The following is a 23052-nucleotide window of genomic DNA, read 5'->3' as shown; positions in this document are numbered from 1 at the left end:
ATGCGCGGGGGGAAGTTGCCGAAGTGATTTTTATATATGAGAATCATTCGCCTACATCGCCCTGAGTAAGCCACATGACTGCCAGCCTGGCTCGCATCCTGATCGTCGAGGACGATCGCACCCTGGCCGCTCAGCTAGGCGAGCTGCTGCGCGGTCAGGGTTATGCCACCAGCGCCTGCCATCTGGGCGAGGCGGGCCTGGAGACGGCGCTGCGCGAGTCGCCGGATCTGCTGTTGCTCGATGTGATGCTGCCGGACGTCAATGGGTTTTCCGTGTTGCGGCGCCTGCGTGAGCAACAGCAGACCCCGGTGATCATGCTCACCGCCTGTGGCGCCGAGGAGGAGCGCATTCGTGGCCTGCGCCACGGTGCCGATGACTACCTGCCCAAGCCCTTCAACATCACCGAGCTGCAGTTGCGCATCGACGCCGTGCTGCGCCGCACGCGCCCGCAGGAGGGCACGCGCGGCGGCCAGGCGCAGCAGTTGCAGGTCGACGAGTTGCAGCTGGACCGCCACGCTCAGCAGGCGCGGGTCGGCGACTGCGACCTGGCGCTGACGCCGTTGCAGTTCCGTCTGCTCTGGTTGCTGGTCAGCCATCGTGGCGAGGCGCTGAGCAAGCCCTATCTGTACCGCATGGCGCTGGAGCGCGAGTACAGCCAGTACGACCGCAGCCTGGACATGCACGTCAGCCGCATTCGCCGCCGCCTGGCCGAAGCCGGCCTCGGCGCCGACCGCTTGCAGACGCTGCACGGCCGCGGCTACGCCTTCACATGAACCGGCGCCTGTTCTGGAAGCTGTGCCTGGTCATCGCCTTGGGCAGCGTGGTGCTGTTCTGGATCATCGCCCGTGTCGCCTGGCAGACCGAGGAGCGCATGAGCTTCATCGATGCCGAGCACCAGCAGACCTTGCGTCATTACGCCCAGCAGGCCGAAGCCATGTATCGCTCCGGCGACCATGCCGCGCTGGGGCGTTGGCTGGATACCCTGCAGCAGCAGGAGCAGACCTGGGCGGCGCTGGTCGAGGCCGAGGTGCGGCCGCTGGCCGGCAGCGAGCTGTCGCGGCGCTTCACCGACAGTTTCGGTCTGGGCCGGGATCTGAGCTGGAAGATTCACCTGTACTTCCAGGAAAACCCGATCATGGACATTCCGTTCAGCGACGGCAGCGCGCACTTTCTCATCCAGTTGCCGCAGCGCATGCGTCCCGGCCTGTATTGGCACTACGCCAAGCTGCTGCTGCAACTGGTGGTGCCGCTGGTGTTGCTGGTGATTCTCTGCCTGATCCTCTATCGCCACCTGATGCAGCCGCTGAGTCGCCTGGAGCAGGCCACCCGGCAGTTCAGCGACGGCCGTCTGGACGTGCGCGTGCGCTCGCTGCTCGGCTCGCGCAACGATGAGCTGGCCAGCCTGGCGGACACCTTCGACGCGATGGCCGAGCGCACCGGCCAATTGATCATCGACCAGCGCCAGCGCCTGGCGGACATGTCCCATGAGCTGCGCACGCCGCTGACGCGCATCGAGATGGCGGTCAGCCTGGCCGAACAGAACGGCGGCAGCCAAGGCTTGCTCGAACGCATTCGCGAGGACTGCGCCGGTATGCGCCGCCTGGTCGAGGATGCCCTGACCCTGAGCTGGCTGGAGAACGAACGTCCCGAGTTGCGCGACGAGAACCTGGATCTGTCCGAGCTGATCGACAGCATCCTCGACGATGCGCGTTTCGAATATCCCGATCGAACGATCACCTGCCAGACACCGGACAGCGCACCGCTGCACGGCAGCAGCAGCCGGGCGCTGGGCCAGGCCATCGAGAACGTGGTGCGCAATGCGCTGGGCCACACGCCGGCCGGTGGTGAGGTCGAGGTCTGCCTGCAGGAGACAGGCGGCGACTGGTCGCTGACGGTCGCCGATCAGGGGCCAGGGGTCGCCGAGCACTGGCTGGAACGCATCTTCCAGCCGTTCTTTCGCGGCGGCAGCGAGCGCGCCGGCTTCGGGCTCGGCCTGGCCCTGGCGCAGCGCCAGGTCAATGCTACCGGCGGCAGTATCCGTGCGAGCAATCGCAGTGGCGGCGGCTTGCTCATGGACATTCGGTTGCCACGCACGGCGGTGTAACAGTTGTAAAAGTGATTCCCTGGCGCAAGGCATGTGATGAAAATTCGCAAATGCGAAGTATTCACATTTCTTTCGGGGAGGATTGAACATGCAGCGTTGCCCTTACCGCCTGAGCCTGCTCGGCGCCATGACCTTCGGAGGTCTGCTCGGCGCATCGCATGCGCACAGTGCCGAGTCTCTGCTGGAGCTGGACGCCCAGGAAATCACCGCCGCCGCGCTGGACCGCAGCGAAAGCGTCGAGGCCGAGCAGCTCGAGCGTTACCAGGCCAGCGACCTGCAGGAAGTGTTCGAATCCAACCCCGAGGTAGCGGTAGCCGGCGGCTCCACGGCTGCGCAGAAACTCTACCTGCGCGGTCTGGAAGACACGCTGCTGAACATCACCATCGACGGTGCCAGCCAGCCGGGGCAGACCTTCCACCACACTGGTCGCATCAGCATCGAGCAGGAGTTGCTCAAGCGCGCGGAAGTGCAGGCCGGTACCGGTGATGCCACCGCCGGGGCGGGGGCGCTGGGCGGCGCGGTGCGCTTCGTCACCAAGGACCCGGATGACCTGCTGCGCGAAGGCGAGCAGCTCGGCGCGCTGCTCAAGACGGGTTACTTCAGCAATGGCGAGGGCTACAGGAGCAGCGCCAGCGTGTTCGGTCGTTTCAATGAAAACTGGTCGGCGCTGGCCATGGCCAGCTATCAGGATCAGAACGATTACGAGGACGGCAACAACGACGACGTGCTCGGCACTGGCGCACGGCAGAAGTTCGGCTACGCCAAGCTGGTCGGCAAGCTCGATGAAGCGCAGACCCTGCGCCTGAGCTACGAGCGCCGTCTCGATGAAGGCGAGCGCCCGCAACGTCCGCAGTGGGTGGTCTCGGTGCCGCGCAATGCGGCGTATCCATTGCAGACCGAGCGTGAAACCTGGACGCTCAATTACGCCCTGCAACCGCTGAACAACGACCTGCTCGACCTCGAGCTGACCACCTACTACACCACCAACGAGCTGCAGCAGGATGGTCGTTTCGGTCTGTATTTCGGTGAAACCCGCAGCAGCGGCTTCGACCTGCGCAATACCAGCCGCTTCGCCGCGCACAAGCTGACCTACGGCGTGGACTACCGCGACGATCGCACCACCCTGGGCCCGGAAGGCGACCGTGAACTGGACGATGAGAACGGGGAGGTGCTTGGCTTCTACGTGCAGGACGCTTACCAGATCACGTCGCGCCTGCTGCTCAACGCAGGTCTGCGCTATGACCGTTATGAGCTGGACGACCGCGACAAGCAGACGTTCAAGGAAGAGGGGTTCAGCCCCAACCTGAGCCTGCGCTACCAACTCACCCCCGAACTGGCGGTGTTCGCCGGGCATTCCCAAGCGCTGCGCGGCCCGCAGGTTCGCGATGCGTTCAAGCTCGACGTGGCCGGCAACGACCCCAGCCTGAAAGCGGAGAAGGCGCGCACCGAGGAGGTCGGCTTCGACTACCGCCTGGGTGGCCTGGAGTTCATGGGCAAGGCCTATGTCACGCACATCCGCGATGCCATTTCCTATACGCCTGAGCGGGCCAACCTGTATCGCAACCTAGGTGACCTGGAAACCAAGGGCGTGCTGCTGCAAGGCGCCTATCACTGGCAGCAGGTCAGCCTGGGGCTCAGCTTCCATCGCAACATCGCCCGCCTGGATGATCGGCGACTCAACGCCTACGAGCACAACGGCCTCGGCACCAGCCTGGGCAATACCTGGACGACCTTCGCCGACTACCGTGCCAGCGATAGCCTGACCGTCGGTTGGCAGGGCCGCTTCGTGCGCGGTATCGATAAGCTGCATACGATCGATGGTGACGTCTCCAAGCCGGGCTACGGCGTGCATGACCTCTACGCCGAATGGCAGGCGCTGCCGGAGCAGCTGACCCTCACCCTGACCCTGAAGAACCTGCTGGACAAGCAGTACCTGGATCACGCCAGCAACGAGGACTTCACCCATATTCCCGGCTACGGCATCGTGCGCGGCTCCTACGAGCCGGGGCGTGAGTTGCGTCTGGGGGTTGCGTGGCGTATCTGATGCAGCGGTTGATTCTTGGCGTCTTGTTGGGACTGGCCTCGCTGGCGTCGGTGCAGGCACAGGTGTTGACTGACCTGGCCGGGCGCGAGGTCGAGGTGCCCGACAAAGTCGAGCGCATCGTGCTCGGTGAAGGGCGCCTGCTGCCGGTGCTGGCCATCCTCGAAGACGAGCAACTGCTGGAGCGTCTGGTGGGCATGCCGGCCGACCTGGCGCTGGTCGATCCGGGCAGCGCGCGGCAATACCAGCAGGCCTTTCCCGCCCTGGCCAAGGTGCCGCGCATTGGCCAGGGCGCGGCCGATACTTTCAGCCTCGAGCAGGTGCTGACGTTGCGCCCTGACCTGGCCATCTTCAGCCTGTCCGGGCATGGCCCCGGGAGCACCCAGGGGCGGATGATCGAGCAGTTGCAGCGCGCCGGTGTTGCGGTGCTGTTCGTCGATTTTCGCGAGCAGCCTTTGGCCAACACGCCGCGCAGCATGACGCTGCTTGGCCGCGCGCTGGGCCGCGAGGCGCGTGCCGAAGCGTTCAATGCCGCGCATGCCGAGGCCCTGGCCGCGGTGCGCGAGCGGCTGCCGCAAGGCGCTGGGCCCAAGGTGTTTCTGCACAGCCGCGCCGGACTTGGCGAGGGCTGCTGCGAAAGCATGGCGCGCGGCATGTTCGCCGATCTGCTGGTCGAGGCCGGCGGCGACAATATCGCCCGTGAGCGTCTGCCCGGGCATGCCGGCGTCCTGAGTCTGGAGCTGCTGCTCAGCCAACCGCCGCAGCTGTATATCGCCAGCGCCGTGGGTTCGGCCGATAGCCTGGCTGCGGGTGCGTCCTATATCGCCCTCGGCCCTGGGGTCGACGCCGATCCGGCGCGCGCCTCGTTGCAGCGCCTGGTCAGCCGCGGCGGCCTGCAGCATCTGGCTCCGGTGCGCGACGGGCAGGTGCATGCCATCTGGCATGGTTTCTACAACAGCCCGTTCAATGTGGTGGCGGTGCAGGTCTTCGCCAAATGGCTGCATCCGCAAGCCTTCGCCGATCTCGATCCGCGGCGCACGCTGGAAACCTTCTACGGCCAGTTCCAGCCCGTAGCGTTGGACGGCCAGTACTGGATCAGCCTGTGAGCGCGCACGCTATGCAGACGCTGAACCGCGCCTATCGCCGCACGCTCTGGCGGCGCTGGGCGTGCCTCGGCGTGCTGGCGGCACTGCTGCTGGCCAGCTTCATTGCCGACCTGGCCACCGGACCGGCGGGCCTGGGCTGGTGGGATGTGGCGCGCGGGCTTTTGCAGCCGCAGCACCTCGAACCGTCGCAGGCGGTGATCATCTTCGATATCCGCGTGCCCTACGCGCTGATGGCGCTGGTGGTCGGCGCCAGCCTGGGCCTGGCCGGCGCCGAAATGCAGACGGCGCTGAACAATCCGCTGGCCAGCCCCTTCACTCTCGGCGTGGGCGCGGCCGCGACGCTGGGCGCGGCGCTGGTGATCCTGTTTCGGCCCGCTATCGGCGGGTTGGGCGCCGATCTGCTGTTGCCGCTGGCGGCCTTCGTCTGCGCGTTCATTTCCTGCCTGCTGCTGCTTCTGGTAGCGCGGATGCTGGGCGAGGCGCTGCACACCCTGGTGCTGTTCGGCATCGCCCTGCTGTTCGGGATCAATGCGCTGGTCGGGCTGCTGCAGTTTCTCGCCGATGCCGATGCGCTGCAGCAGATCGTGTTCTGGACCCTTGGCAGCCTGGCCCGCGCCGATCTGCAGCGGGTGGCGCTGGTGGCTATCGTGCTGGCTGTCTGCCTGACGCTGGCGCTGCGCCAGGCCTGGGCCATGACCAGCCTGCGCGGCGGCGAGGAGCAGGCGCGCAGCCTGGGCATTCGCGTCGGCCGTTTGCGCACCTTTGTATTGCTGCGGGTCAGTTTGCTCACCGGCGTGGCTACGGCCTTCGTCGGCGAGGTCGGCTTCATCGGCCTGGTCGGCCCGCACGTGGCGCGCCTGCTATTGGGTGAGGATCATCGTTTCTACCTGCCCGGCAGCGCCCTGGCCGGAGCCTTGCTGCTGTCGCTGGCGTCCCTGGCCAGCCGCGCGTTGCTGCCCGGGGTGATCCTGCCGGTGGGGCTGGTCACCGCAGTGGTCGGCGTGCCGCTGTTCATCGGCCTGATCCTGGCGCGGGGGAGCAGCCTATGAGCCTGCTGATCGAGGGGTTGGGGCTGAACTATGGCGCGCGCAGCATCCTGCAGGACCTGACCCTGGCTGCCGTCGAGGCGGGCAGCCTGGTTGGCGTGCTCGGCCCCAATGGTGTCGGCAAGTCGTCGCTGCTGCGCGCCATTGCCGGTCTGCAGGCGTGCGGTGGCGTGGCGCGATTGGGCGAAGCGGTCTTGAGCGGCGTGCCACCCTGGCGCCAGCAGGCGAAGGTGGCCTACCTGCCGCAGCAATTGCCGCAGGCGGTGTCGCTGCTGGCGTACGAAAGCCTGCTGGCGGCCACGCGGGCGCGTTGTCCGCAGCTTGCCTCGCACGAGCTGGCGGCGCGGGTCGAAGCCATTCTCCAGCGCCTGGGCATCGAGCATCTGGCCCTGCAGCGCATGGATCGTCTGTCCGGCGGGCAGCGACAACTGCTCGGCCTGGCGCAGGCGCTGGTTGGTGAGCCGCACCTGCTGCTGCTCGACGAGCCCACCAGTGCGCTCGACCTGCACTGGCAACTGCGTGTGCTCGACTGCGTCGCCGAGCGTTGCCGCACTGAACGCACCATCGCCCTGGTGGCCTGCCATGACCTTAACTTGGCGCTGCGTTTCTGTACTCATCTACTGTTGCTGGCGCCGGGCGGGGGGTACCGCTTCGGTGTAGCCGACAAGGTGCTGGACACCGCCTGGCTGCGCCGCGCCTATGGCATCGAGGCGCGTATCGAACATTGCTCCCTCGGTCAGGCACTGGTGCTGGCCGACCGTCCACTGCTCAAGGAATTAACCGATCATGCCGAACAGTCATAGCTCGTTCACCTGCACCCAGGCGCCGCGCCTGCTTGGCCGCCTGTGCAAACATTTTTCGCACAAGATCGAGGCGCGCTGGAGCGAGCAGGAAGGTCTGCTGCGTTTCTCCATCGGCGAGTGCGTGTTGCGCGCCGATGAGCAGGCCTTGCATCTGGCCTGCACGGCGCCGAGCGCAGCCGAACTCGAGGAGTTGCAGGAGGTCATCTGGCGACATTTGCAGGGCTTCGCTCAGCTGGATCAGCTGGTGCTGCAATGGCACTGAAACACGGCTGCGCCAAACTGGCTGAAAGCCCCGCCTGTTCAGCATTTCAGGGCGTTTTGTGTGATATCCGGAACGAGACGAAATTAGGCAGAATTTCCGGTTGATCTGCGCGGCGCATGGTCTTAAAGTCCGCGCCCGAACGTCCATGCTGGAAACGATCCATCCGGCTCAAGTACTGACGACGAGAGGTTGCCGGCCGGCCAGGTCGGTACCGGTGATGCTCGGCGACATGCCTTGGGAAGTAGGCGAACCAAAGTGGGGAAACTGTCAGACGTTCAGGCCGGCGCATGGCGCGGCCAGCCCCGACACGTGGCGGAACCTGCAAGCGGTTCTGCTGCCCGAATCAATGTGTTCCCGGTTTTGCCAATGGAGTCCCCAGCATGTCGATCAAGGTCGAAGACTACTACGCACCCGCCACTTTCCAGCGCATGAAGGCGTTCGCCGATCAGCACGAAACCCCGTTCGTGGTGATCGACCGGCAGATCATCAGTGACGCCTACGATCAGTTGGGCAACTGCTTCCCGTTCGCCAAGATCTATTACGCGGTCAAGGCCAACCCGGCCACCGAGATCATCGAGCTGCTGCGTGACAAAGGCTCGAGCTTCGACATCGCCTCGATCTACGAGCTGGACAAGGTCATGGCAACCGGCGTTGGCCCGGAGCGCATCAGCTACGGCAACACCATCAAGAAGTCCCGTGATATCCGTTACTTCTTCGACAAGGGCGTGCGCCTGTTCGCCACCGACTCCGAGGCTGACCTGCGCAACATCGCCAAGGCAGCGCCGGGTTCGAAGATTTATGTGCGCATCCTCACCGAAGGCTCGACCAGCGCCGACTGGCCGCTGAGCCGCAAGTTCGGCTGCCAGCCGGACATGGCCCTGGACCTGTTGATCCTGGCCAAGCAACTGGGCCTGGTGCCTTACGGCATCTCCTTCCACGTAGGCAGCCAGCAGCGCGACATCGACGTCTGGGACGCCGCCATCGCCAAGGTCAAGGTGATCTTCGAGCGTCTCAAGGAAGAAGACGGCATCACCCTGCAGATGATCAACATGGGCGGCGGCTTCCCGGCCAACTACATCCAGCGCACCAACGACCTGGAAACCTACGCCGAAGAAATCACCCGCTTCCTCAAGGAAGACTTCGGTGACGAACTGCCGGAAATCATCCTCGAGCCGGGCCGCTCGCTGATCGCCAACGCCGGCGTACTGGTCTCGGAAGTGGTGCTGGTGGCGCGCAAATCGCGTACTGCGGTCGAGCGCTGGGTCTATGCCGATGTGGGCAAGTTCAGCGGCCTGATCGAAACCATGGACGAAGCCATCAAGTTCCCCATCTGGACCGAGAAAAAGGGCGAGATGGAAGAGGTAGTGATCGCCGGCCCGACCTGCGACAGCGCCGACATCATGTACGAGAACTACAAGTACGGCCTGCCGCTGAACCTGGCCAGCGGCGACCGCCTGTACTGGTTGTCCACCGGTGCTTACACCACCAGCTACAGCGCGGTGGAATTCAACGGCTTCCCGCCGCTGAAGTCCTACTACCTGTAAGGCCCACGCAAACTGAATACGCCCACCTTGTGTGGGCGTTTTCATTTATGCCGCCGTGACTGTTGTTTGTTGCGCAAGCTATTTAGAATCATTATCACCTTACACCTGTGGAGAGGGCGCATGCTGCTGATCATCCCTGACGTGCTCGACGCCGAGCAGTTGCGTCAGTACCGTGCCGCGCTCGAAGCGGCAAACTGGCAGGACGGGCGAATCAGTGCCGGGCATCAGGCGATACAGGCCAAGAGCAATCAGCAACTGGCGCAGGACGATCCACTGGTGACCCAGCTCGGCGACTTTCTGCTCGACTGTCTTAGCCGCCATCCGCGTTTCATGGCTGCCGCGCTGCCGCTCAAGGTGGTGCCGCCGCGTTTCAACCGGTATGCCGGCGGCGGCCAATACGGCGATCACATCGACAATGCCATCTTCAGCGTACCGGGCACTGCGCATCGTATTCGCGCGGACCTCTCGGCTACCCTGTTCTTCAGCGAACCGCACGAATACGACGGCGGTGAACTGGTGATGCAGGACCGGCGCATCAAACTGCCGGCCGGGCACATGGTGCTTTATTCCAGTGGCTGCCTGCATCGCGTCGAACCGGTGACCAGTGGTGCCCGTCTGGCCTCGTTCTTCTGGGTGCAGAGCCTGGTGCGTCAGGATGATCAGCGCAGCGTTCTGCTGGAGCTCGATGACAGCATCCAGGCGCTGCGTCAGCAGGTACCGGACAGCGCCGAACTGCTGCGACTGACCGGCATCTACCACAACCTGCTGCGGCAATGGTCGCAAACCTGAAGCGCCGGGAGTACCCCTATGTCCTCGCCCAAGCTGGCACAGATTCCTGCCGATATCGCTGCCGTGGCCGATTACAGCGCCTATGCCCGCGAGCGCCTCGGCGAGCAGGCCTGGGCTTATCTGGCCGGAGGCGCAGCCGATGAGCTGACCCTGCAGGACAACCGCCAGGCCTTCGACCGCTTGCGCCTGCGCAGCCGGGTCCTGCAGGACCTGCAGGGAGGGAACACGCGCCTTCGGTTGTTCGGCGATGACTTTGCTCACCCGATCTTCGTCGCTCCGGTGGCCTACCAGCAGCTCGCTCACCCGGACGGCGAACTGGCATGCGTGCTGGGCGCCGGTGCCATGGGAGCTGGCATGCTGGTCAGCACCCAGGCCAGCGTCGAACTGGAGGCCATCGCTGCACAGGCGCAGGCGCCGCTGTGGTTTCAGCTGTATATCCAGGCCGACCGCGACTTCACCGTAGCGCTGATACGTCGTGCCGAGGCGGCCGGCTACCGCGCTCTGGTGGTCACCGTGGATGCGCCGGTGAGCGGCATTCGCAACCGCGAGCAGCGCGCAGGTTTCGTTCTGCCGCCCGGTATTGAGGCGGTCAATCTACGGGGAATGCGCCCGCAGCCCAGTGGCGCCCCGCCTGGCGATAGTCTGCTGCTCGGCGGTCCGTTGCTGGCGGCGGCGCCGACCTGGCGCGACCTGGCCTGGCTGCGAGAGCAGACTCGCCTGCCGATTCTGCTCAAGGGGATCCTGGGCGCTGCCGATGCCGAGCAGGCGCTGGCAGCCGGAGTCGACGGGCTGATCGTCTCCAATCATGGCGGACGTACTCTTGACAGCCTGCCGGCGACCATCGATGCACTGCCGGAGGTGGCGGCAGTAGTGCAGGGCCGCATTCCTCTGCTGCTCGACGGCGGCGTGCGTCGTGGCACCGATGTCCTCAAGGCGCTGGCGCTGGGTGCCAATGCCGTGCTGGTGGGCCGGCCCTGTGTCTTCGCCCTGGCCACGGCCGGTGCTCTGGGGGTGGCGCATGTACTGCAGATTCTGCGCGCCGAACTGGAAGTAGCCATGGCACTGACCGGCTGCAGGGACCTCGCCAGTATCGGCCCGCAGCTGATCTTCACTCGGTCCCAACACTGAGCGGGCGCCTGCGCAGAGCCTATTCGACGGGGGCCCTCAGTGGTTGGTCGGCTTTGCGAAAAGCTGGCTGCGCGAGGCGCACGAGCCATCGATAAATAGGAATTCATTTAAGAGTGCTTCTTATTTGACTTTGAATTATTTACAAATAATATACGTTCGCTTTTAGCTGCTGGCCTCGTGCAGGTCTGCTGGCTGGGCGTCGGCGCGCGGATTCGTAAGAGAGTTAATGCGCGATCGAATGTAAATAATTATCAATAATTAAGAGTGCGTATTCTCGATGAGTGCCAAGAATAATTTGCATGCTCTGCCTACCAAGCGCCTGCTCGCCACCGCCGTCGGCCTGGCCGTCGCCACGCTGACCCTGCCGGCCCTGGCCGACGATTCGGTCAAACTCGACAGTGTCACCGTCAAGGGTGAACGTGACGGGGATTACAAGACCGAGTCGGCATCCTCGGTCAAATACACCGCACCGCTGTTGGATACCCCGCAGACCGTGACCGTGGTACCGCAGAAGGTAATCGCCGAGCAGCAGGCGCTGAGCCTGCGCCAGGTGCTGTCGAACGTCTCCGGTATCACCTTTACTGCCGGGGAGGGCGGCGGTGGTTCTGGTGACAGCATCAACATCCGTGGCTTCAGCGCCAACGCCAACATGCAGATCGACGGCCTGCGTGACAGCGCGCAGACCAACCGTACCGACACCTTCAACATCGAGTCCGTTGAGGTCATCAAGGGGCCGAACTCGGTGTTCGGCGGCAGCGGCACTACGGGCGGCAGCATCAATCAGGTGACCAAGGCGCCCGTGCAGCGCGACTTCACCCGCATCGGCGCCGGCCTGGGCACCGACAGCTATCATCGACTGACGCTGGACAGTAACCAGACCCTCGACGGTATCGGTACCGACAGCGCCTTTCGCCTCAACCTGATGGCCCACGAGAACGACATACCGGGCCGTGACGAAATCGACCGCAAGCGCTGGGGTATCGCGCCATCGCTGGCTCTGGGGCTGAGCGAAGACACCCGCCTGACCTTCAGCTACTTCCATCAGACGGACGACATCCTGCCGGACTATGGTGTACCGGCGCGCGATGGCAAGAAGATCGCCGGCGTTGATCGCGAGGCTTACTTCGGCTGGAAGAACCTGGACAAGGACGACATCCGGACCGACTCCTTCACCATCAAGCTGGAGCACAGCTTCAACGACAGCCTGAGCCTGCAAAACCTCACCCGCTACAGTCAGATCGACCGCAATACGGTGGTTTCCGCCTCCCACGTCAACATCACCGGTGTGCCGGCTGGCAATTACCTGCCTGCCGGGCCGCAGGCCTATGGGCGTGACGTGAACAGCGAGATGCTGATCAACCAGACCAACCTGCGCGCCGACTTCGAAACCTTCGGCCTGCTGCACAGCCTGGCCACTGGTGTGGAAATCTCCCGGGAGAATTACGACCTGCTGGTTTACAACCACAGCCTGGACGGTTATCCAGCCGGCGGCTACCCGCTGGGTAATCCGCCGGGCTACTGGAACGGAGCGGCGAACAAGACACTGACAGCCGACAACTCGACCCGTCTCGACAACCAGGCAGTGTACGTTTTTGACACCATCGCCCTGAGTCCGGACTGGGACCTGAGCCTGGGGCTGCGCTACGACTGGGTGGAGGGTGACTACAAGAGCACCGCACTGCCGGCCGGTACCCTGACCAAGCTGGACACACGCGATGAGGAACTCAGCGGGCGCGTTGGGCTGGTCTACAAACCTGCTGACAATGGCCGGATCTACGTGGCCTACGGCACCTCCTTCAACCCCTCGGCCGAGAACCTGGTGACGACCGGCGGTGGCGTTTCGGCCGCGACGGCCGATCTGGCGCCGGAAAAGAACAAGACCTGGGAGCTGGGGACCAAGTGGGAGCTGCTCGACCGTCGCCTGGAGCTGGATGCTGCGATCTTCCGTGTGGAAAAGACCAACGCCCGTGAAACCATGCTTGACGGCAGTACCAGCTTGCTGGCGAGCAGCGCGTTGACGGTATCGAACTGGGTATGACCGGTCACATCACCGAGCGCTGGGATGTATTCGCCAACTACACGGTGCTCAGCAGCGAAACGCTCAAGGCATCCGACACCGCTGCCGGTATCGCGCGCGAAGGTCAGGCCCTGGCCAATACCCCGCCACGTTCGTTCAACCTGTGGACCTCCTATCAACTGCCGGCCGGCTGGAGTCTCGGCTATGGTGCGCGCTATGTCAGCGAACGCAACGTCAGCTCCAGTGGCGGCGCCAAGCTCGACGCCTACTGGCTGCACAACGCCATGGTCGGCTACCAGGTCAACGACAATCTCGATCTGCAGCTGAACCTCAACAACCTGTTCGATGAGGACTACGTCGAGCGCGTGCGCCAGACGCCCGGTGCCGACAACCGGTCTTCGGCTATCGAATACGGCGATGGTCGCTCGGCCATCCTCTCGGCGACTTACAGCTTCTAAGCACTCACCGCTTGTTTCCGTAGTCCGCAATGCAAAACGCCAGCCCTGGGGCTGGCGTTTTGCCTGGGGGGGCGTGAGTCAGAACTCGATCACAGTCGACAGCCACAGGCGGCGTCCTTCCTCCAGGGTGCCGGTGGTCGACTGGGCGATCTGCGTATAGTCGGAGGCCCAGCCGGTAGTGCCGGTATTGGTGGTGTAGTAGCTACCGCTGGTGAAGTCCTTGTCGAACAGGTTGTAGATCGTGGCGCTGACCGTGACGTTCTCCGAGGCCTTGAACGAACCTCCAAGGTGGAAGACTTCGTAGGCTTTCAGATCATCGGCTGCGTCGTACAAGGCCTTGTTCGCGGCAGTCAGGTTTTCGTAGCGATCAGTGAACCGCGCACGCTCGCCGCGATATTCACCCTTGAACCATAGCGTCAGGCGATCATTGGCTGCCCAGCTCAAGCGTGCATGAGCCATATGCTCAGGGGTATTGGTCAATGGCGCGCCCTTGTTGATACCGCTCTTCTGCTCGCTGTCGGTGTAGGTGTAGTTGACGGCCAGTGCCCAGGCTGGAGCAAACTCCCAGCGACCTGCAACCTCGACACCCTTGGTGACGGCTTCGCCGATGTTCACGCTCTGGGAGAAGTTCTCCTGAGTGAAGCCCGAGCCGTAACTGACGCAGCCTGGCTGGTTCGGGTTCGCAGTGTAGAAGCAGTTGGCCAAAGGCGTGCCGTCGTCGATCTTGTCCTTGAATTTGTTATGGAACAGGGTGACGTTGGCGTTGAAGTCGGACAAGTTGTCGTAGTAAGCACCGATCTCGGTGTTGGTGGTGATTTCCGGATCAAGATCGGGGCTGCCGATGGTGATGGTCGAGCCCTGGCCGGTGACGCCATTTATGCCGCTGTGCAGTTGATTGAGTGTCGGAGTCTTGTAGCCACGGCTTACGCCGCCCTTCAATGTCCACATATCCGTGGTATTCCACACCAGATAGGCGCGCGGGCTGACATGACCACCAAAGGCCTCATGATCTTCGTAGCGGGCGCCCAACGTCAGTGCCAGGTCGTCACGTAGACGCCATTCATCTTCTGCGAACAGCGCCCAGGAGGTTTGCTGGAAATCGTCATCGGCGATGCCGTCGGTGACCTTGGCGTCCCACCACTGTGCACCGACGGTTGCGATATGCGATTCGCCGACTGGAGCGACCAACTTGGTATCGACGACCAGGTCGGTGGACTTCAGTTTGCGGTCGTCGCCGATGATGATCGACGGAAAACCGGTGTACGCGTTGCCGATCGGGTTGCCTGGAATGGTGCGACCGAAGGTTTCCGTAGTGTTGTGGGTGATGCTGCTTTCCAGCGTGCCGAAGCTGAAACGTCCGGTATGGCTGAGTGCTAGCTGGTCTCGCTCGAAACGCAGTTCATCTTTGTAACCATTGGCACGTGAAGGTGCATCGGTTGTACAGCCATCGGTGGCGCTGCCGCCGTTCTTGCCATCCAGATTTCCGAGTTGGCAATTGTCGTTGTTGTAGACCTGGCGACCGCGTTCGACATCGAGTGCGAAATCATGGGCTTCGTTCGGGGTCAGCGTCAGGCGAGTACCGAAAGTGGTATTGCGTCCTTCGACTGGCGATGCGCCGCGTTTGCTGACGGTGCTGTCGTTATCGAACTGCAGATCGGATTCGCCACGGTCATACAGGCTGCCGCGTACGGCAAGCCCCAACAGCCCTTCGATCAGCGGACCACTGGCGTAGAGGCTGGTGCTGCTGGCCTCGCCGTAATCGCGGTTTTCCTGGAACGTGTGGTCCAGGCTCAGGCTGGCTCCCCATTCCTTGGCTACCTTGCGGGTGATGATATTGACCACGCCACCCATGGCATCAGAGCCATACAGGGTCGACATCGGGCCACGAATCACTTCGATGCGCTCGATGGCGGACATCGGCGGCATGAAGCTGGTAGCAGTCTCGTTGAAACCGTTGGGCGTGACGTTGCCTGCCGTGTTCTGGCGGCGGCCGTCGATCAGAATCAGGGTGTAGTCGCTAGGCATACCGCGAATGCTGATGTTCAACCGCCCGTCTTGCCGGTGCCCTGGCGTACGTCGATGCCTTCGACATCCTCGAGTGCCTCGGCGAGATTACTGAAGCTCTTCTGCTGCAACTCTTCGCGACTGATCACGCTAATACTGGCGGGGGCTTCGGTGATCTTCTGCTCGAAGCCGGAAGCACTGACGACCACGTCGCCCAGGGCGATGGGCTCGTTGGCCTGGGCGCCGAAGCTGGCGGCCAGAGCAATGGCGCTAGCCAAGGCGGTACGGGAATTGAGGGCGGACATCGATCTACTCCTGGCAGTAAGAAAGTGCAGGCGGAACGGTTGCAAACGGCCGGGATGATAGTGATTTGCATATAAGGTTCAATCGCGGGTGATTTCAACGACCACTCGGTTCAGCTACAGAGGGCGCGGCTACTGGGCTGCAGACAGATGTAAATTTTGTAAATGCGATCGGTTCTCGAATGAGTCAGCTCGCTTTACGCCTGTATTCCAAGCGCTCTAAGCTGCCGGTATGAACCTGATTCTTCTCAATTGCGACATGGGCGAGGGCTTCGGCGCCTGGCGCATGGGCGACGACCGACTGGCCATGCCGCTGATCGATCAGGCCAACCTGGCCTGCGGCTTTCATGCCGGTGACCCGCTGATCATGGCGCGCAGCGTCGAGCTGGCGGTGGCGCATGGCGTGAGTATCGGCGCGCATCCGTCCTATCCCGACCTGCAAGGCTTTGGCAGGCGGCACCTGCAGTGCTCGCCGGAGGAGGTGCGCGCGCTGGTGCTGTATCAGATCGGCGCGCTGGATGCCTTCTGCCGCGCGGCTGGCTGCCAGCTGGCCTACGTCAAACCGCACGGCGCGCTGTACAACGATCTGGTTCGAGACGATGCGCTGCTGATGGCGGTGCTCGATGCTTGCGCCAGCTACCGCAAGGGCCTGCCGCTGATGGTGTTGGCGCTGGCCGACAACGCTCGTGAGCTGCGCCTGGCCGACGAGGCCGACGTGCCGCTGATGTTCGAGGCGTTTGCCGATCGCGCCTATCTGTCGGATGGGCAGCTTGCGCCACGCCGCCTCGCTGGCGCAGTGCACCAGGACCCCGAGCGCATCCTCGCCCAGGCCATGGCCATTGCCCGTGGCGAGCCCTTTGCCGATATCGACGGCAAGCCGCTGCGTCTGCGGGCCGACAGCCTGTGCGTGCATGGCGATAATCCCGAGTCGCTGGCGGTGCTGCGCCGTTTGCGCGCCTGCCTGGATGCGCTCTGAGGGATCAGGCGGGCTGCCAGTCCAGGGTCAGCGCTTCCTGCCAGGCAAAGCGTTCAAAGTGGCTGGCGACCACGCCTTGCAGGCGCTGCAGGTCCTCGCTGCTTGCGCTTTGCACCTGCAGGCGCAGGCCGCGCTCCTCGGCGCTCAAGGTCGCCAGGCCGGCGCCGAACTCGATGCGCCCCTGTTGTTCGTCGAAGCTGACCGGGATCTTGTGCGCGAAGTGCTTGCACAGCCGGCTGATATAGCGCGCCGGCGTGTCGGTGGCGACGAAGGCGCTGCTGCTGAATGGGTTCATGAAAAATTCCTCTGGTTTCCAGCGTTCGGAGCGGCCACCCGAGCAGCCGCGTGGTTCAGTACGCCAGGGTGAAACGCTGGCGGATATGTTGCGGTTTTTCGACTTCGTCGATCAGCGCCACGGCCAGATCGGCGACCGAAATGCTGCCCGGCTCGTCACCGTTCATCAGCAGTTCGTCATGGCCCAGGCGGAACTTGCCGGTGCGCGGTCCTGGAACGAGCTGGGCGGCCGGCGAGAGAAAGGTCCACTCCAGCGCCTGCTCGTTCCGCAGCATGTTAAGTGTCTGGCGCGCGCCTTCGGCACCTTCCTTGTATTCGGCGGGAAAGCCCGGGGTATCGATCAGTTGCACCCCGGGGGCGACGTACAGACTGCCAGCGCCGCCGACCACCAGTAGGCGTTTGACGCCAGCTTGCTTGCTCGCGGCGATGATCGCGCGGCTGCCGGCGATGAACTGCTCGCGAATATCCGCAACACTCCAGCCCGGGTTGAACGCGCTGATCACGGCGTCATGCCCGCGTAATTGCTCGGCCAGCGCCGCGCTGTCCTGAACGTCTGCCTGGACGGCGGTGAGGTGCGGGTGTGCACCGAGTTTCTGTGGGTGGCGCGCCAGGGCCGTGACCTGATGTCCGCGCTCCAGCGCTTCCTGCAGCAGCGGGGCACCGACATAGCCGGTGGCCCCGATCAGAGCGATCTTCATGGGTTCGTTCTCGAAGGGTTGAGGGTGGACACATGATCGCTGCTGGATAAAGACCGGAAAAAGTGGCTTTATGCACTTGGATAATTAAGCGGAGCTTCATAATGGAGCAGCTCAAACGCATGGCCCTGTTCGCCACGGTGGTGGAAAAAGGTTCGATGGTGGCCGCGGCAGAAGCGCTGGGCATGACGGCTTCGGCAGTCAGTCAGCAGATCCGCCGCCTGGAGCAGGCCACCGGCGTTACGCTGCTGCATCGCACCACGCGCAAGCTGACCCTGACCGAAGCGGGCGCCGCGTTCTACGACAGCTGCCGGCAGATCGTCGAGCTGGCTCAGCAGGCTGAACAGCGGCTGGCCGAACAGCGCGACGCGCCGGTAGGAGAGTTGCGTGTCGCCGCGCCGGTGGGTTTTTCCGGGCCCATGCTGTGCGAAGCACTGGCTCCACTGCTCAGCGCTCATCCGGGCTTGAGCCTGAGCCTGTTCTTTCAGGACGAGCAGATCGATCTGATCGAGTCTCGAATCGACCTCGCCATCCGCGTCGGCAACCAAGAAGATTCCAGTCTGATCGCCCGTCACGTGACCGACTGGCGCATGCTGTTATGCGCGGCGCCGGCTTACCTGGCCCGCGCGGGTGTGCCGGTCGAACCGCAGCAATTGCTCAGGCTGGACTGGATCGGCCTGCATCTGGAGCGCAGCCAGCACCTCACCCTGCATGGCCCCGGCGGGGCGCAGCAACGCCTGCGCCTGGAGACGCGCATCAGCTGCAATAACATTCTGGCCGCGCGTCAGTTCGCTCTGGCGGGCATGGGCGTTTCGTTGCAGCCCGAGCCGGAAATCCGTGAATTGCTGACTCGCGGCGAACTCCTGGCGCTGCTGCCGGACTGGCAGCTGGAGCCTTTCGGCCTGTATATCGTCACCCCGCGCCGCGATGCGCAACCGGCCAAGGTACGCTATGCCATCGAAGCGCTCAGGCGTCATCTGGTGAGCGCATGATGATCGACAGTCGGCATCCGCCACTTTGTGGGTTCTCGCCCTGCCTGGCCGTAGCTCGCGAGCCTTTGAACAGGTTCCTGGCTGTGCGAGGATGGTCGCCAAATAATCTCTCCGTCAGAAAGGACCCGTGATCCACACCGATGAAGACGCCCAAACGTATTGAACCCCTGGTCGAGGATGGCCTGGTGGACGAGGTGCTGCGACCGCTTATGAGCGGCAAGGAAGCAGCGGTCTACGTGGTGCGCTGTGGCGACGAGCTGCGTTGCGCCAAGGTCTACAAGGAAGCCAACAAACGCAGTTTCCGCCAGGCATCCGAATACCAGGAGGGGCGCAAGGTGCGGGGCAGCCGCCAGGCGCGGGCCATGGCCAAGGGCAGCAAGTACGGGCGCAAGGAGCAGGAGCAGGCCTGGCAGAACGCCGAAGTCGCGGCGCTGTTCCGCCTGGCCAATGCCGGCGTGCGAGTGCCCAAACCCTACGACTTTCTCGATGGCGTGTTGCTGATGGAGCTGGTGGACGACGGCGAGGGCGATGTGGCGCCACGGCTCAATGACGTCGACCTGCACCCGGACGATGCCCGCGAGTTTCACGCCTTCATGATCCAGGAGATCGTCAAGATGCTCTGCGCCGGCCTGGTGCATGGCGACCTGTCGGAGTTCAACGTGCTGCTCGGCGCAGACGGTCCGGTGATCATCGATCTGCCGCAGGCGGTGGATGCCGCTGCCAACAACCACGCCTTCAGCATGCTCGAACGTGACGTGCGCAACATGGCCGAGTACTTCGGCCAGTTCGCCCCGGAGCTGAAGTACACCAAGTACGCCAAGGAAATGTGGGCGCTCTACGAGGCCGGCAAGCTGCAGCCCGATACGCCACTGACCGGCGAATTCGCCGAGCCTGAGGACGCTGCCGATATCGACGCGGTGATGCGCGAGATCAAGGCTGCGCTGGCCGAAGAGGCGAAGAAGCAGGCGCTACGCAACGCCGAAGACGAACCCAAGGACGCCGAGCCGACGCCGCCCTGGATGCGTTGATAAGGCTTTTGCCGGGCTCCGCTCCGTAGGGTGCCGTGCGCACCCTCTTCACACGACGCCCCGGGGCATTAGAACTGGGCGCCACTGACGTAGGGCGGGTGCAACCCGCCATTGTCGGTCTGGCGGGTTTCACCCGCCCTACGGCTGACGGTGCGACGAACACTCCGCCGCGCCGCAGCTCACGCCTTGTTCGATTCCCTTCAGAATCGGGCAGTCAGGCCGGTCATTGCCCTGGCAACTGTTCGCCAGCTCCACCAGCGTGTCGCGCAGGGCACTCATCTCGGCGATCTTGCGCGAAAGCGTGGCGATATGCCCCTCGGCCAGCGCCTTCACATCGGCACTGGCGCGTTGCTTGTCCTGCCACAGGGCCAGCAGCTTGCCGACTTCTTCCAGAGAAAACCCCAGATCCCGTGCCCGCTTGATGAATGCCAGGCGGTGCAGATCCGAAGCGCTGTACTGCCGGTAACCACTCTCCGACCGTCCGGCGTGGGGCAGCAGGTCGATGGACTCGTAGTAGCGAATCATCTTGGCGCTGAGGCCGGTGTGCCTGGCGGCTTGGCCGATGTTCATGCGCGTGGTCTCCAGCGGTTGAGCAGCAGGGCATTGCTCACCACGCTGACGCTGGACAGGGCCATGGCGGCGCCAGCGAACATCGGGTTGAGCAGGCCGGCGGCGGCCAGCGGAATGCCGATCAGGTTGTAGATGAAGGCCCAGAACAGGTTCTGGCGGATCTTGGCGTAGGTGCGCCGGCTGATGTCCAGCGCGGCCGGCACCAGGCGCGGGTCGCCGCGCATCAGGGTGATGCCGGCGGCGTGCATGGCGGCGTCGGTGCCGCCGCCCATGGCGATGCCGACATCCGCCGCAGCCAGCGCCGGGGCATCGTTGATGCCGTCGCCGACCATGGCCACGGTGCCGCGTTGGCGCAGTTCGCCAATCAGGCGTGCCTTGTCCGCCGGCAGCACCTGGGCGTGGGGTTCGTCGATGCCCAGCGCGCTGGCGACCGCCGCGACGCTGCCGGGGTTGTCACCGCTGATCAGGTGGCTGCTGATGCCTTGCTCGCGCAGCTCGGCGATGGCCTCGGCGGCGCCTTCCTTGAGCTGATCGCCGAAGGCCAGCAGGCCCAGCAGGCGTGGCGTGCTGCCGGTTTCGATCAGCCAGGACAGGGTGCGCCCCTCGGCCTCCCAGGCCTTTGCCGATTCGCCCAGCGCGCCGGCCTGCAGCTGATGTTCCTGCAGCAGGCGGCTGCTACCCAGTTGCAGGGCGCGGCCCTCGACTTCGCCGGCGATGCCGCGCCCGGCCAGCGCCCGGCTCTCGCTCAGCGCCGGCAGGGTGAGGTGCTGATCGCTGCAGCGCTGCAGCACGGCCCTGGCCAGCGGGTGCTCGCTGCCCTGTTGCAGGCCGCCGGCCAGGCGCAGCAACTCCTGTTCGCCGGCCTCGCCCAGGCCGATATGGACGATGCGTGGCTTGCCTTCGGTGAGGGTGCCGGTCTTGTCGAAGGCGACGTGCTGCACGGCGTGCGCCACTTCCAGTGCTTCGGCGTCCTTGATCAGGATGCCGTGGCGCGCGGCGACGCCGGTGCCGGCCATGATCGCTGTCGGCGTGGCCAGGCCAAGGGCGCAGGGGCAGGCGATTACCAGCACGGCGACGGCATTGAGCAGGGCGTTTTCCAGCGAGGCGCCGAGCGCCAGCCAGGCCAGCAGCGTGGCCAGGGCGATCAGCAGCACCGTGGGGACGAACACCTGGCTGACTCTGTCCACCAGCTTCTGGATCGGCGCCTTGGCCGCCTGGGCGTCTTCGACCAGGCGGATGATGCGCGACAGCACGGTCTCGGCGCCCAGGGCGGTGGTCTCCACCAGCAGGCGGCCTTCGCCATTGATCGCGCCAGCGGTGACCTTGTCGCCCGGCTGCTTGGCCACCGGCAGGCTCTCGCCGCTGATCAGCGCCTCGTCCGCATGGCTGTGACCTTCCAGCACCTGACCGTCGACCGGGAAGCGCTCGCCGGGCTTGACCAGGATGCGGTCGCCCAGCGCCAGGGCGTCGATGCCGACGCGCTCCTCGCGGCCGTCCACCAGGCGTACCGCGTGGTCCGGGCGCAGGGCCTGCAATGCGCGAATGGCACTGGCGGTCTGGCGTTTGGCGCGGCTCTCCAGGTACTTTCCGAGCAGGATCAGGCTGATGATCACCGCCGAGGCCTCGAAGTACAGATGCGGCATCTGCCCGGGCGGCGTCACGGCCCACTGGTACAGACTCAGGCCGTAGCCGGCGCTGGTGCCGATGGCCACCAGTTGATCCATGTTGCCGGCCCAGGCCTTGAGCGCCTGCCAGGCCGCGCGATAGAAGCGCGCGCCGAAGATGAACTGCACCGGCGTGGCCAGCAGGAACTGCGCCCAGGCCGGCAGCATCCAGTGCAGGCCGAAGGGCTCGAGCAGCATCGGCAGCACCAGCGGCAGGGTCAGGGCGATTGCGGCGAGCAAGGTCAGGCGCTCACGGCGCAGGCGGCCTTGGGCCAGATCGGTGGCCGGGCGGTCATCGAGCAGAGCGGCCTCGTAGCCGGCGGCGCTGACGGCTTTCACCGCCAGTTGCGGGTCGAAACCGGCGAGCACCTGCAGGCGCGCCTTCTCGTCGGCAAGATTGACGGCGACCTGGCGGACGCCCGGCAGCTTGTTCAGGGCGCGCTCGATACGGCCGACGCAGCTGGCGCAGGTCATGCCTTCGATGCGCAATTCGATGGGCTGGCTGGGCACGCTGTAACCGGCGCCCTCGATGGCGGCGATCAGCTGCGGCAGGCTGCCGGCGGGCGCTTCGATACGTGCCTGCTCGTTGGCCAGGTTGACGCTGGCGCCGGACACCTCCGGCATTTTGCGCAGCGCGCGCTCGACACGGCCGGCGCAGCTGGCGCAGGTCATGCCCTGGATCGGCAGGTCGAAGGTGGTCATGGCTCGGCTCCCTGTAACGTCATGGCTACAGGATCAACCTTGACCCCATGGCAAGGTCAAGCCTTCAGTTCAGTGGCGGCGCGGCATGCAGTCGCAGGCCACCACTTTCCATGGCGATGCGGTAGCGGCGCACTTCGCCGGCATACAGCTCCAGCGACTGCCCGCTCAGCTGGGCGACGCCGTCCTGGCAGGAGCCGGGGCCGGTCAGGCCGAGGCGCAGCGAAACCTTGCCCGGCGGCAGGTTGAAGGACACCGACTGGCCCTGATGCAGGCGAGCGGCCATCTGATCATGCAGATACAGGGCGATCTCGCAGGTGGTCGCCACCTCTAGGCGCTCACGCGAAACGATCAGCACCGCATAACCCTCGCCCTGTGTCGTTGAAGGTAGCGGTGCCAGCGGGTCGGCCAGTGCCAGAGGCGCCAGCAACAAGGCGAAGGCAGAAAACAACAGGCGCATGACGAGAATCCTCTTGCAGAAACCGGGGTGGCAGGACTTGACCTTGCCATCGTGGCAAGGTCGAGACTAC

The 23052-nt window shown here is 64.4% G+C and carries 18 protein-coding genes and 2 pseudogenes; 14 read left to right on the top strand and 6 right to left on the bottom strand.

The features are described from left to right. Positions 1-74: 74 nt before the first annotated feature. The 11 genes and pseudogenes from P3C50_RS19280 to P3C50_RS19230 all read left to right on the top strand — a co-directional run bounded on the left by P3C50_RS19280 (position 75) and on the right by P3C50_RS19230 (position 13298). Complete coding sequence (locus tag P3C50_RS19280; RefSeq protein WP_275547193.1) at positions 75-773, top strand: response regulator transcription factor; 699 nt, start codon at positions 75-77, stop codon at positions 771-773. Beyond that, the gene (locus P3C50_RS19275) at positions 770-2104 is read left to right on the top strand and encodes a sensor histidine kinase (RefSeq protein WP_275547192.1); all 1335 of its coding nucleotides are present in this window, start codon (positions 770-772) and stop codon (positions 2102-2104) included. Before P3C50_RS19280 ends, P3C50_RS19275 begins: the two co-directional genes overlap by 4 nt. Before the next feature lie 88 nt (positions 2105-2192). Beyond that, positions 2193-4148 (top strand): TonB-dependent receptor domain-containing protein, encoded by a 1956-nt coding sequence (locus tag P3C50_RS19270; protein ID WP_275547191.1) that lies wholly within the window; start codon positions 2193-2195, stop codon positions 4146-4148. Beyond that, positions 4148-5251, top strand: a complete 1104-nt coding sequence (locus P3C50_RS19265; protein WP_275547190.1) for an ABC transporter substrate-binding protein — start codon at positions 4148-4150, stop codon at positions 5249-5251. The genes P3C50_RS19270 and P3C50_RS19265 overlap by 1 nt, the downstream gene beginning before the upstream one ends. A gap of 11 nt (positions 5252-5262) precedes the next feature. Continuing rightward, positions 5263-6300, top strand: coding sequence for a FecCD family ABC transporter permease (locus P3C50_RS19260; RefSeq protein WP_275547271.1), 1038 nt, complete (start codon positions 5263-5265; stop codon positions 6298-6300). Beyond that, a complete protein-coding gene (locus P3C50_RS19255) occupies positions 6297-7100 on the top strand; it encodes an ABC transporter ATP-binding protein (protein WP_275547189.1) in 804 nt (267 codons plus the stop codon). The genes P3C50_RS19260 and P3C50_RS19255 overlap by 4 nt, the downstream gene beginning before the upstream one ends. After that, the gene (locus tag P3C50_RS19250) at positions 7084-7362 is read left to right on the top strand and encodes a DUF2218 domain-containing protein (RefSeq protein ID WP_275547188.1); all 279 of its coding nucleotides are present in this window, start codon (positions 7084-7086) and stop codon (positions 7360-7362) included. Before P3C50_RS19255 ends, P3C50_RS19250 begins: the two co-directional genes overlap by 17 nt. Before the next feature lie 380 nt (positions 7363-7742). Next, positions 7743-8906, top strand: coding sequence for a type III PLP-dependent enzyme (locus P3C50_RS19245; protein ID WP_275547187.1), 1164 nt, complete (start codon positions 7743-7745; stop codon positions 8904-8906). Between the two features lie 120 nt (positions 8907-9026). Further along, positions 9027-9695, top strand: a complete 669-nt coding sequence (locus tag P3C50_RS19240; RefSeq protein WP_275547186.1) for a Fe2+-dependent dioxygenase — start codon at positions 9027-9029, stop codon at positions 9693-9695. An 18-nt stretch (positions 9696-9713) separates the two neighbouring features. Next, positions 9714-10823, top strand: a complete 1110-nt coding sequence (locus P3C50_RS19235; RefSeq protein ID WP_275547185.1) for an alpha-hydroxy acid oxidase — start codon at positions 9714-9716, stop codon at positions 10821-10823. A gap of 277 nt (positions 10824-11100) precedes the next feature. Then, positions 11101-13298, top strand: a pseudogene (locus P3C50_RS19230) (TonB-dependent siderophore receptor). 78 nt (positions 13299-13376) lie between these two features. On the opposite strand, the pseudogene P3C50_RS19225 reads toward P3C50_RS19230, so the two are convergent. Next, a pseudogene (locus tag P3C50_RS19225) lies at positions 13377-15607 on the bottom strand (TonB-dependent receptor). 229 nt (positions 15608-15836) lie between these two features. Here P3C50_RS19225 and P3C50_RS19215 point away from each other — a divergent pair. Continuing rightward, the gene (locus P3C50_RS19215; RefSeq protein WP_275547184.1) at positions 15837-16580 is read left to right on the top strand and encodes a 5-oxoprolinase subunit PxpA; all 744 of its coding nucleotides are present in this window, start codon (positions 15837-15839) and stop codon (positions 16578-16580) included. 4 nt (positions 16581-16584) lie between these two features. On the opposite strand, the gene P3C50_RS19210 is transcribed toward P3C50_RS19215, so the two are convergent. Together P3C50_RS19210 and P3C50_RS19205 are read right to left on the bottom strand one after the other, a co-directional pair. Beyond that, positions 16585-16875, bottom strand: coding sequence for a DUF2218 domain-containing protein (locus tag P3C50_RS19210; RefSeq protein WP_275547183.1), 291 nt, complete (start codon positions 16873-16875; stop codon positions 16585-16587). A 55-nt stretch (positions 16876-16930) separates the two neighbouring features. Beyond that, entirely contained in the window at positions 16931-17572 is a 642-nt protein-coding gene (locus P3C50_RS19205; protein ID WP_275547182.1) for an NAD(P)-dependent oxidoreductase, read from the bottom strand. 101 nt (positions 17573-17673) lie between these two features. On the opposite strand from P3C50_RS19205, the gene P3C50_RS19200 reads away from it, so the two are divergent. Together P3C50_RS19200 and P3C50_RS19195 are read left to right on the top strand one after the other, a co-directional pair. Further along, complete coding sequence (locus tag P3C50_RS19200) at positions 17674-18561, top strand: LysR family transcriptional regulator (protein WP_275547181.1); 888 nt, start codon at positions 17674-17676, stop codon at positions 18559-18561. 140 nt (positions 18562-18701) lie between these two features. Next, positions 18702-19589 (top strand): PA4780 family RIO1-like protein kinase, encoded by an 888-nt coding sequence (locus P3C50_RS19195; protein WP_275547180.1) that lies wholly within the window; start codon positions 18702-18704, stop codon positions 19587-19589. A gap of 138 nt (positions 19590-19727) precedes the next feature. Here P3C50_RS19195 and cueR read toward each other — a convergent pair whose 3' ends face one another. The 3 genes from cueR to P3C50_RS19180 form a co-directional block, all read right to left on the bottom strand. Continuing rightward, on the bottom strand, positions 19728-20159 hold the full coding sequence (gene cueR, locus P3C50_RS19190) for a Cu(I)-responsive transcriptional regulator (protein WP_275547179.1): 432 nt from the start codon (positions 20157-20159) through the stop codon (positions 19728-19730). Continuing rightward, on the bottom strand, positions 20156-22525 hold the full coding sequence (locus tag P3C50_RS19185) for a heavy metal translocating P-type ATPase (RefSeq protein ID WP_275547178.1): 2370 nt from the start codon (positions 22523-22525) through the stop codon (positions 20156-20158). The genes cueR and P3C50_RS19185 overlap by 4 nt, the downstream gene beginning before the upstream one ends. A 64-nt stretch (positions 22526-22589) precedes the next feature. Then, positions 22590-22982, bottom strand: a complete 393-nt coding sequence (locus P3C50_RS19180) for a hypothetical protein (RefSeq protein WP_275547177.1) — start codon at positions 22980-22982, stop codon at positions 22590-22592. Positions 22983-23052 lie beyond the last annotated feature (70 nt).

The organism is Pseudomonas sp. Marseille-Q0931 (genome assembly GCF_940789645.1).
Classification (GTDB): domain Bacteria; phylum Pseudomonadota; class Gammaproteobacteria; order Pseudomonadales; family Pseudomonadaceae; genus Aquipseudomonas.
Note: the sequence above shows the minus strand (reverse complement) of the source record. Positions and strands in the feature narration are given on the sequence as shown.

Excerpts from the sequence above, each read along its gene's own strand:
- P3C50_RS19280 (WP_275547193.1), top strand. The coding sequence starts at position 75 with ATGACTGCCAGCCTGGCTCGCATCCTGATCGTCGAGGACGATCGCACC.
- P3C50_RS19275 (WP_275547192.1), top strand. The coding sequence starts at position 770 with ATGAACCGGCGCCTGTTCTGGAAGCTGTGCCTGGTCATCGCCTTGGGC.
- P3C50_RS19270 (WP_275547191.1), top strand. The coding sequence starts at position 2,193 with ATGCAGCGTTGCCCTTACCGCCTGAGCCTGCTCGGCGCCATGACCTTC.
- P3C50_RS19265 (WP_275547190.1), top strand. The coding sequence starts at position 4,148 with ATGCAGCGGTTGATTCTTGGCGTCTTGTTGGGACTGGCCTCGCTGGCG.
- P3C50_RS19260 (WP_275547271.1), top strand. The coding sequence starts at position 5,263 with ATGCAGACGCTGAACCGCGCCTATCGCCGCACGCTCTGGCGGCGCTGG.
- P3C50_RS19255 (WP_275547189.1), top strand. The coding sequence starts at position 6,297 with ATGAGCCTGCTGATCGAGGGGTTGGGGCTGAACTATGGCGCGCGCAGC.
- P3C50_RS19250 (WP_275547188.1), top strand. The coding sequence starts at position 7,084 with ATGCCGAACAGTCATAGCTCGTTCACCTGCACCCAGGCGCCGCGCCTG.
- P3C50_RS19245 (WP_275547187.1), top strand. The coding sequence starts at position 7,743 with ATGTCGATCAAGGTCGAAGACTACTACGCACCCGCCACTTTCCAGCGC.
- P3C50_RS19240 (WP_275547186.1), top strand. The coding sequence starts at position 9,027 with ATGCTGCTGATCATCCCTGACGTGCTCGACGCCGAGCAGTTGCGTCAG.
- P3C50_RS19235 (WP_275547185.1), top strand. The coding sequence starts at position 9,714 with ATGTCCTCGCCCAAGCTGGCACAGATTCCTGCCGATATCGCTGCCGTG.
- P3C50_RS19215 (WP_275547184.1), top strand. The coding sequence starts at position 15,837 with ATGAACCTGATTCTTCTCAATTGCGACATGGGCGAGGGCTTCGGCGCC.
- P3C50_RS19210 (WP_275547183.1), bottom strand. The coding sequence starts at position 16,875 with ATGAACCCATTCAGCAGCAGCGCCTTCGTCGCCACCGACACGCCGGCG.
- P3C50_RS19205 (WP_275547182.1), bottom strand. The coding sequence starts at position 17,572 with ATGAAGATCGCTCTGATCGGGGCCACCGGCTATGTCGGTGCCCCGCTG.
- P3C50_RS19200 (WP_275547181.1), top strand. The coding sequence starts at position 17,674 with ATGGAGCAGCTCAAACGCATGGCCCTGTTCGCCACGGTGGTGGAAAAA.
- P3C50_RS19195 (WP_275547180.1), top strand. The coding sequence starts at position 18,702 with ATGAAGACGCCCAAACGTATTGAACCCCTGGTCGAGGATGGCCTGGTG.
- cueR (WP_275547179.1), bottom strand. The coding sequence starts at position 20,159 with ATGAACATCGGCCAAGCCGCCAGGCACACCGGCCTCAGCGCCAAGATG.
- P3C50_RS19185 (WP_275547178.1), bottom strand. The coding sequence starts at position 22,525 with ATGACCACCTTCGACCTGCCGATCCAGGGCATGACCTGCGCCAGCTGC.
- P3C50_RS19180 (WP_275547177.1), bottom strand. The coding sequence starts at position 22,982 with ATGCGCCTGTTGTTTTCTGCCTTCGCCTTGTTGCTGGCGCCTCTGGCA.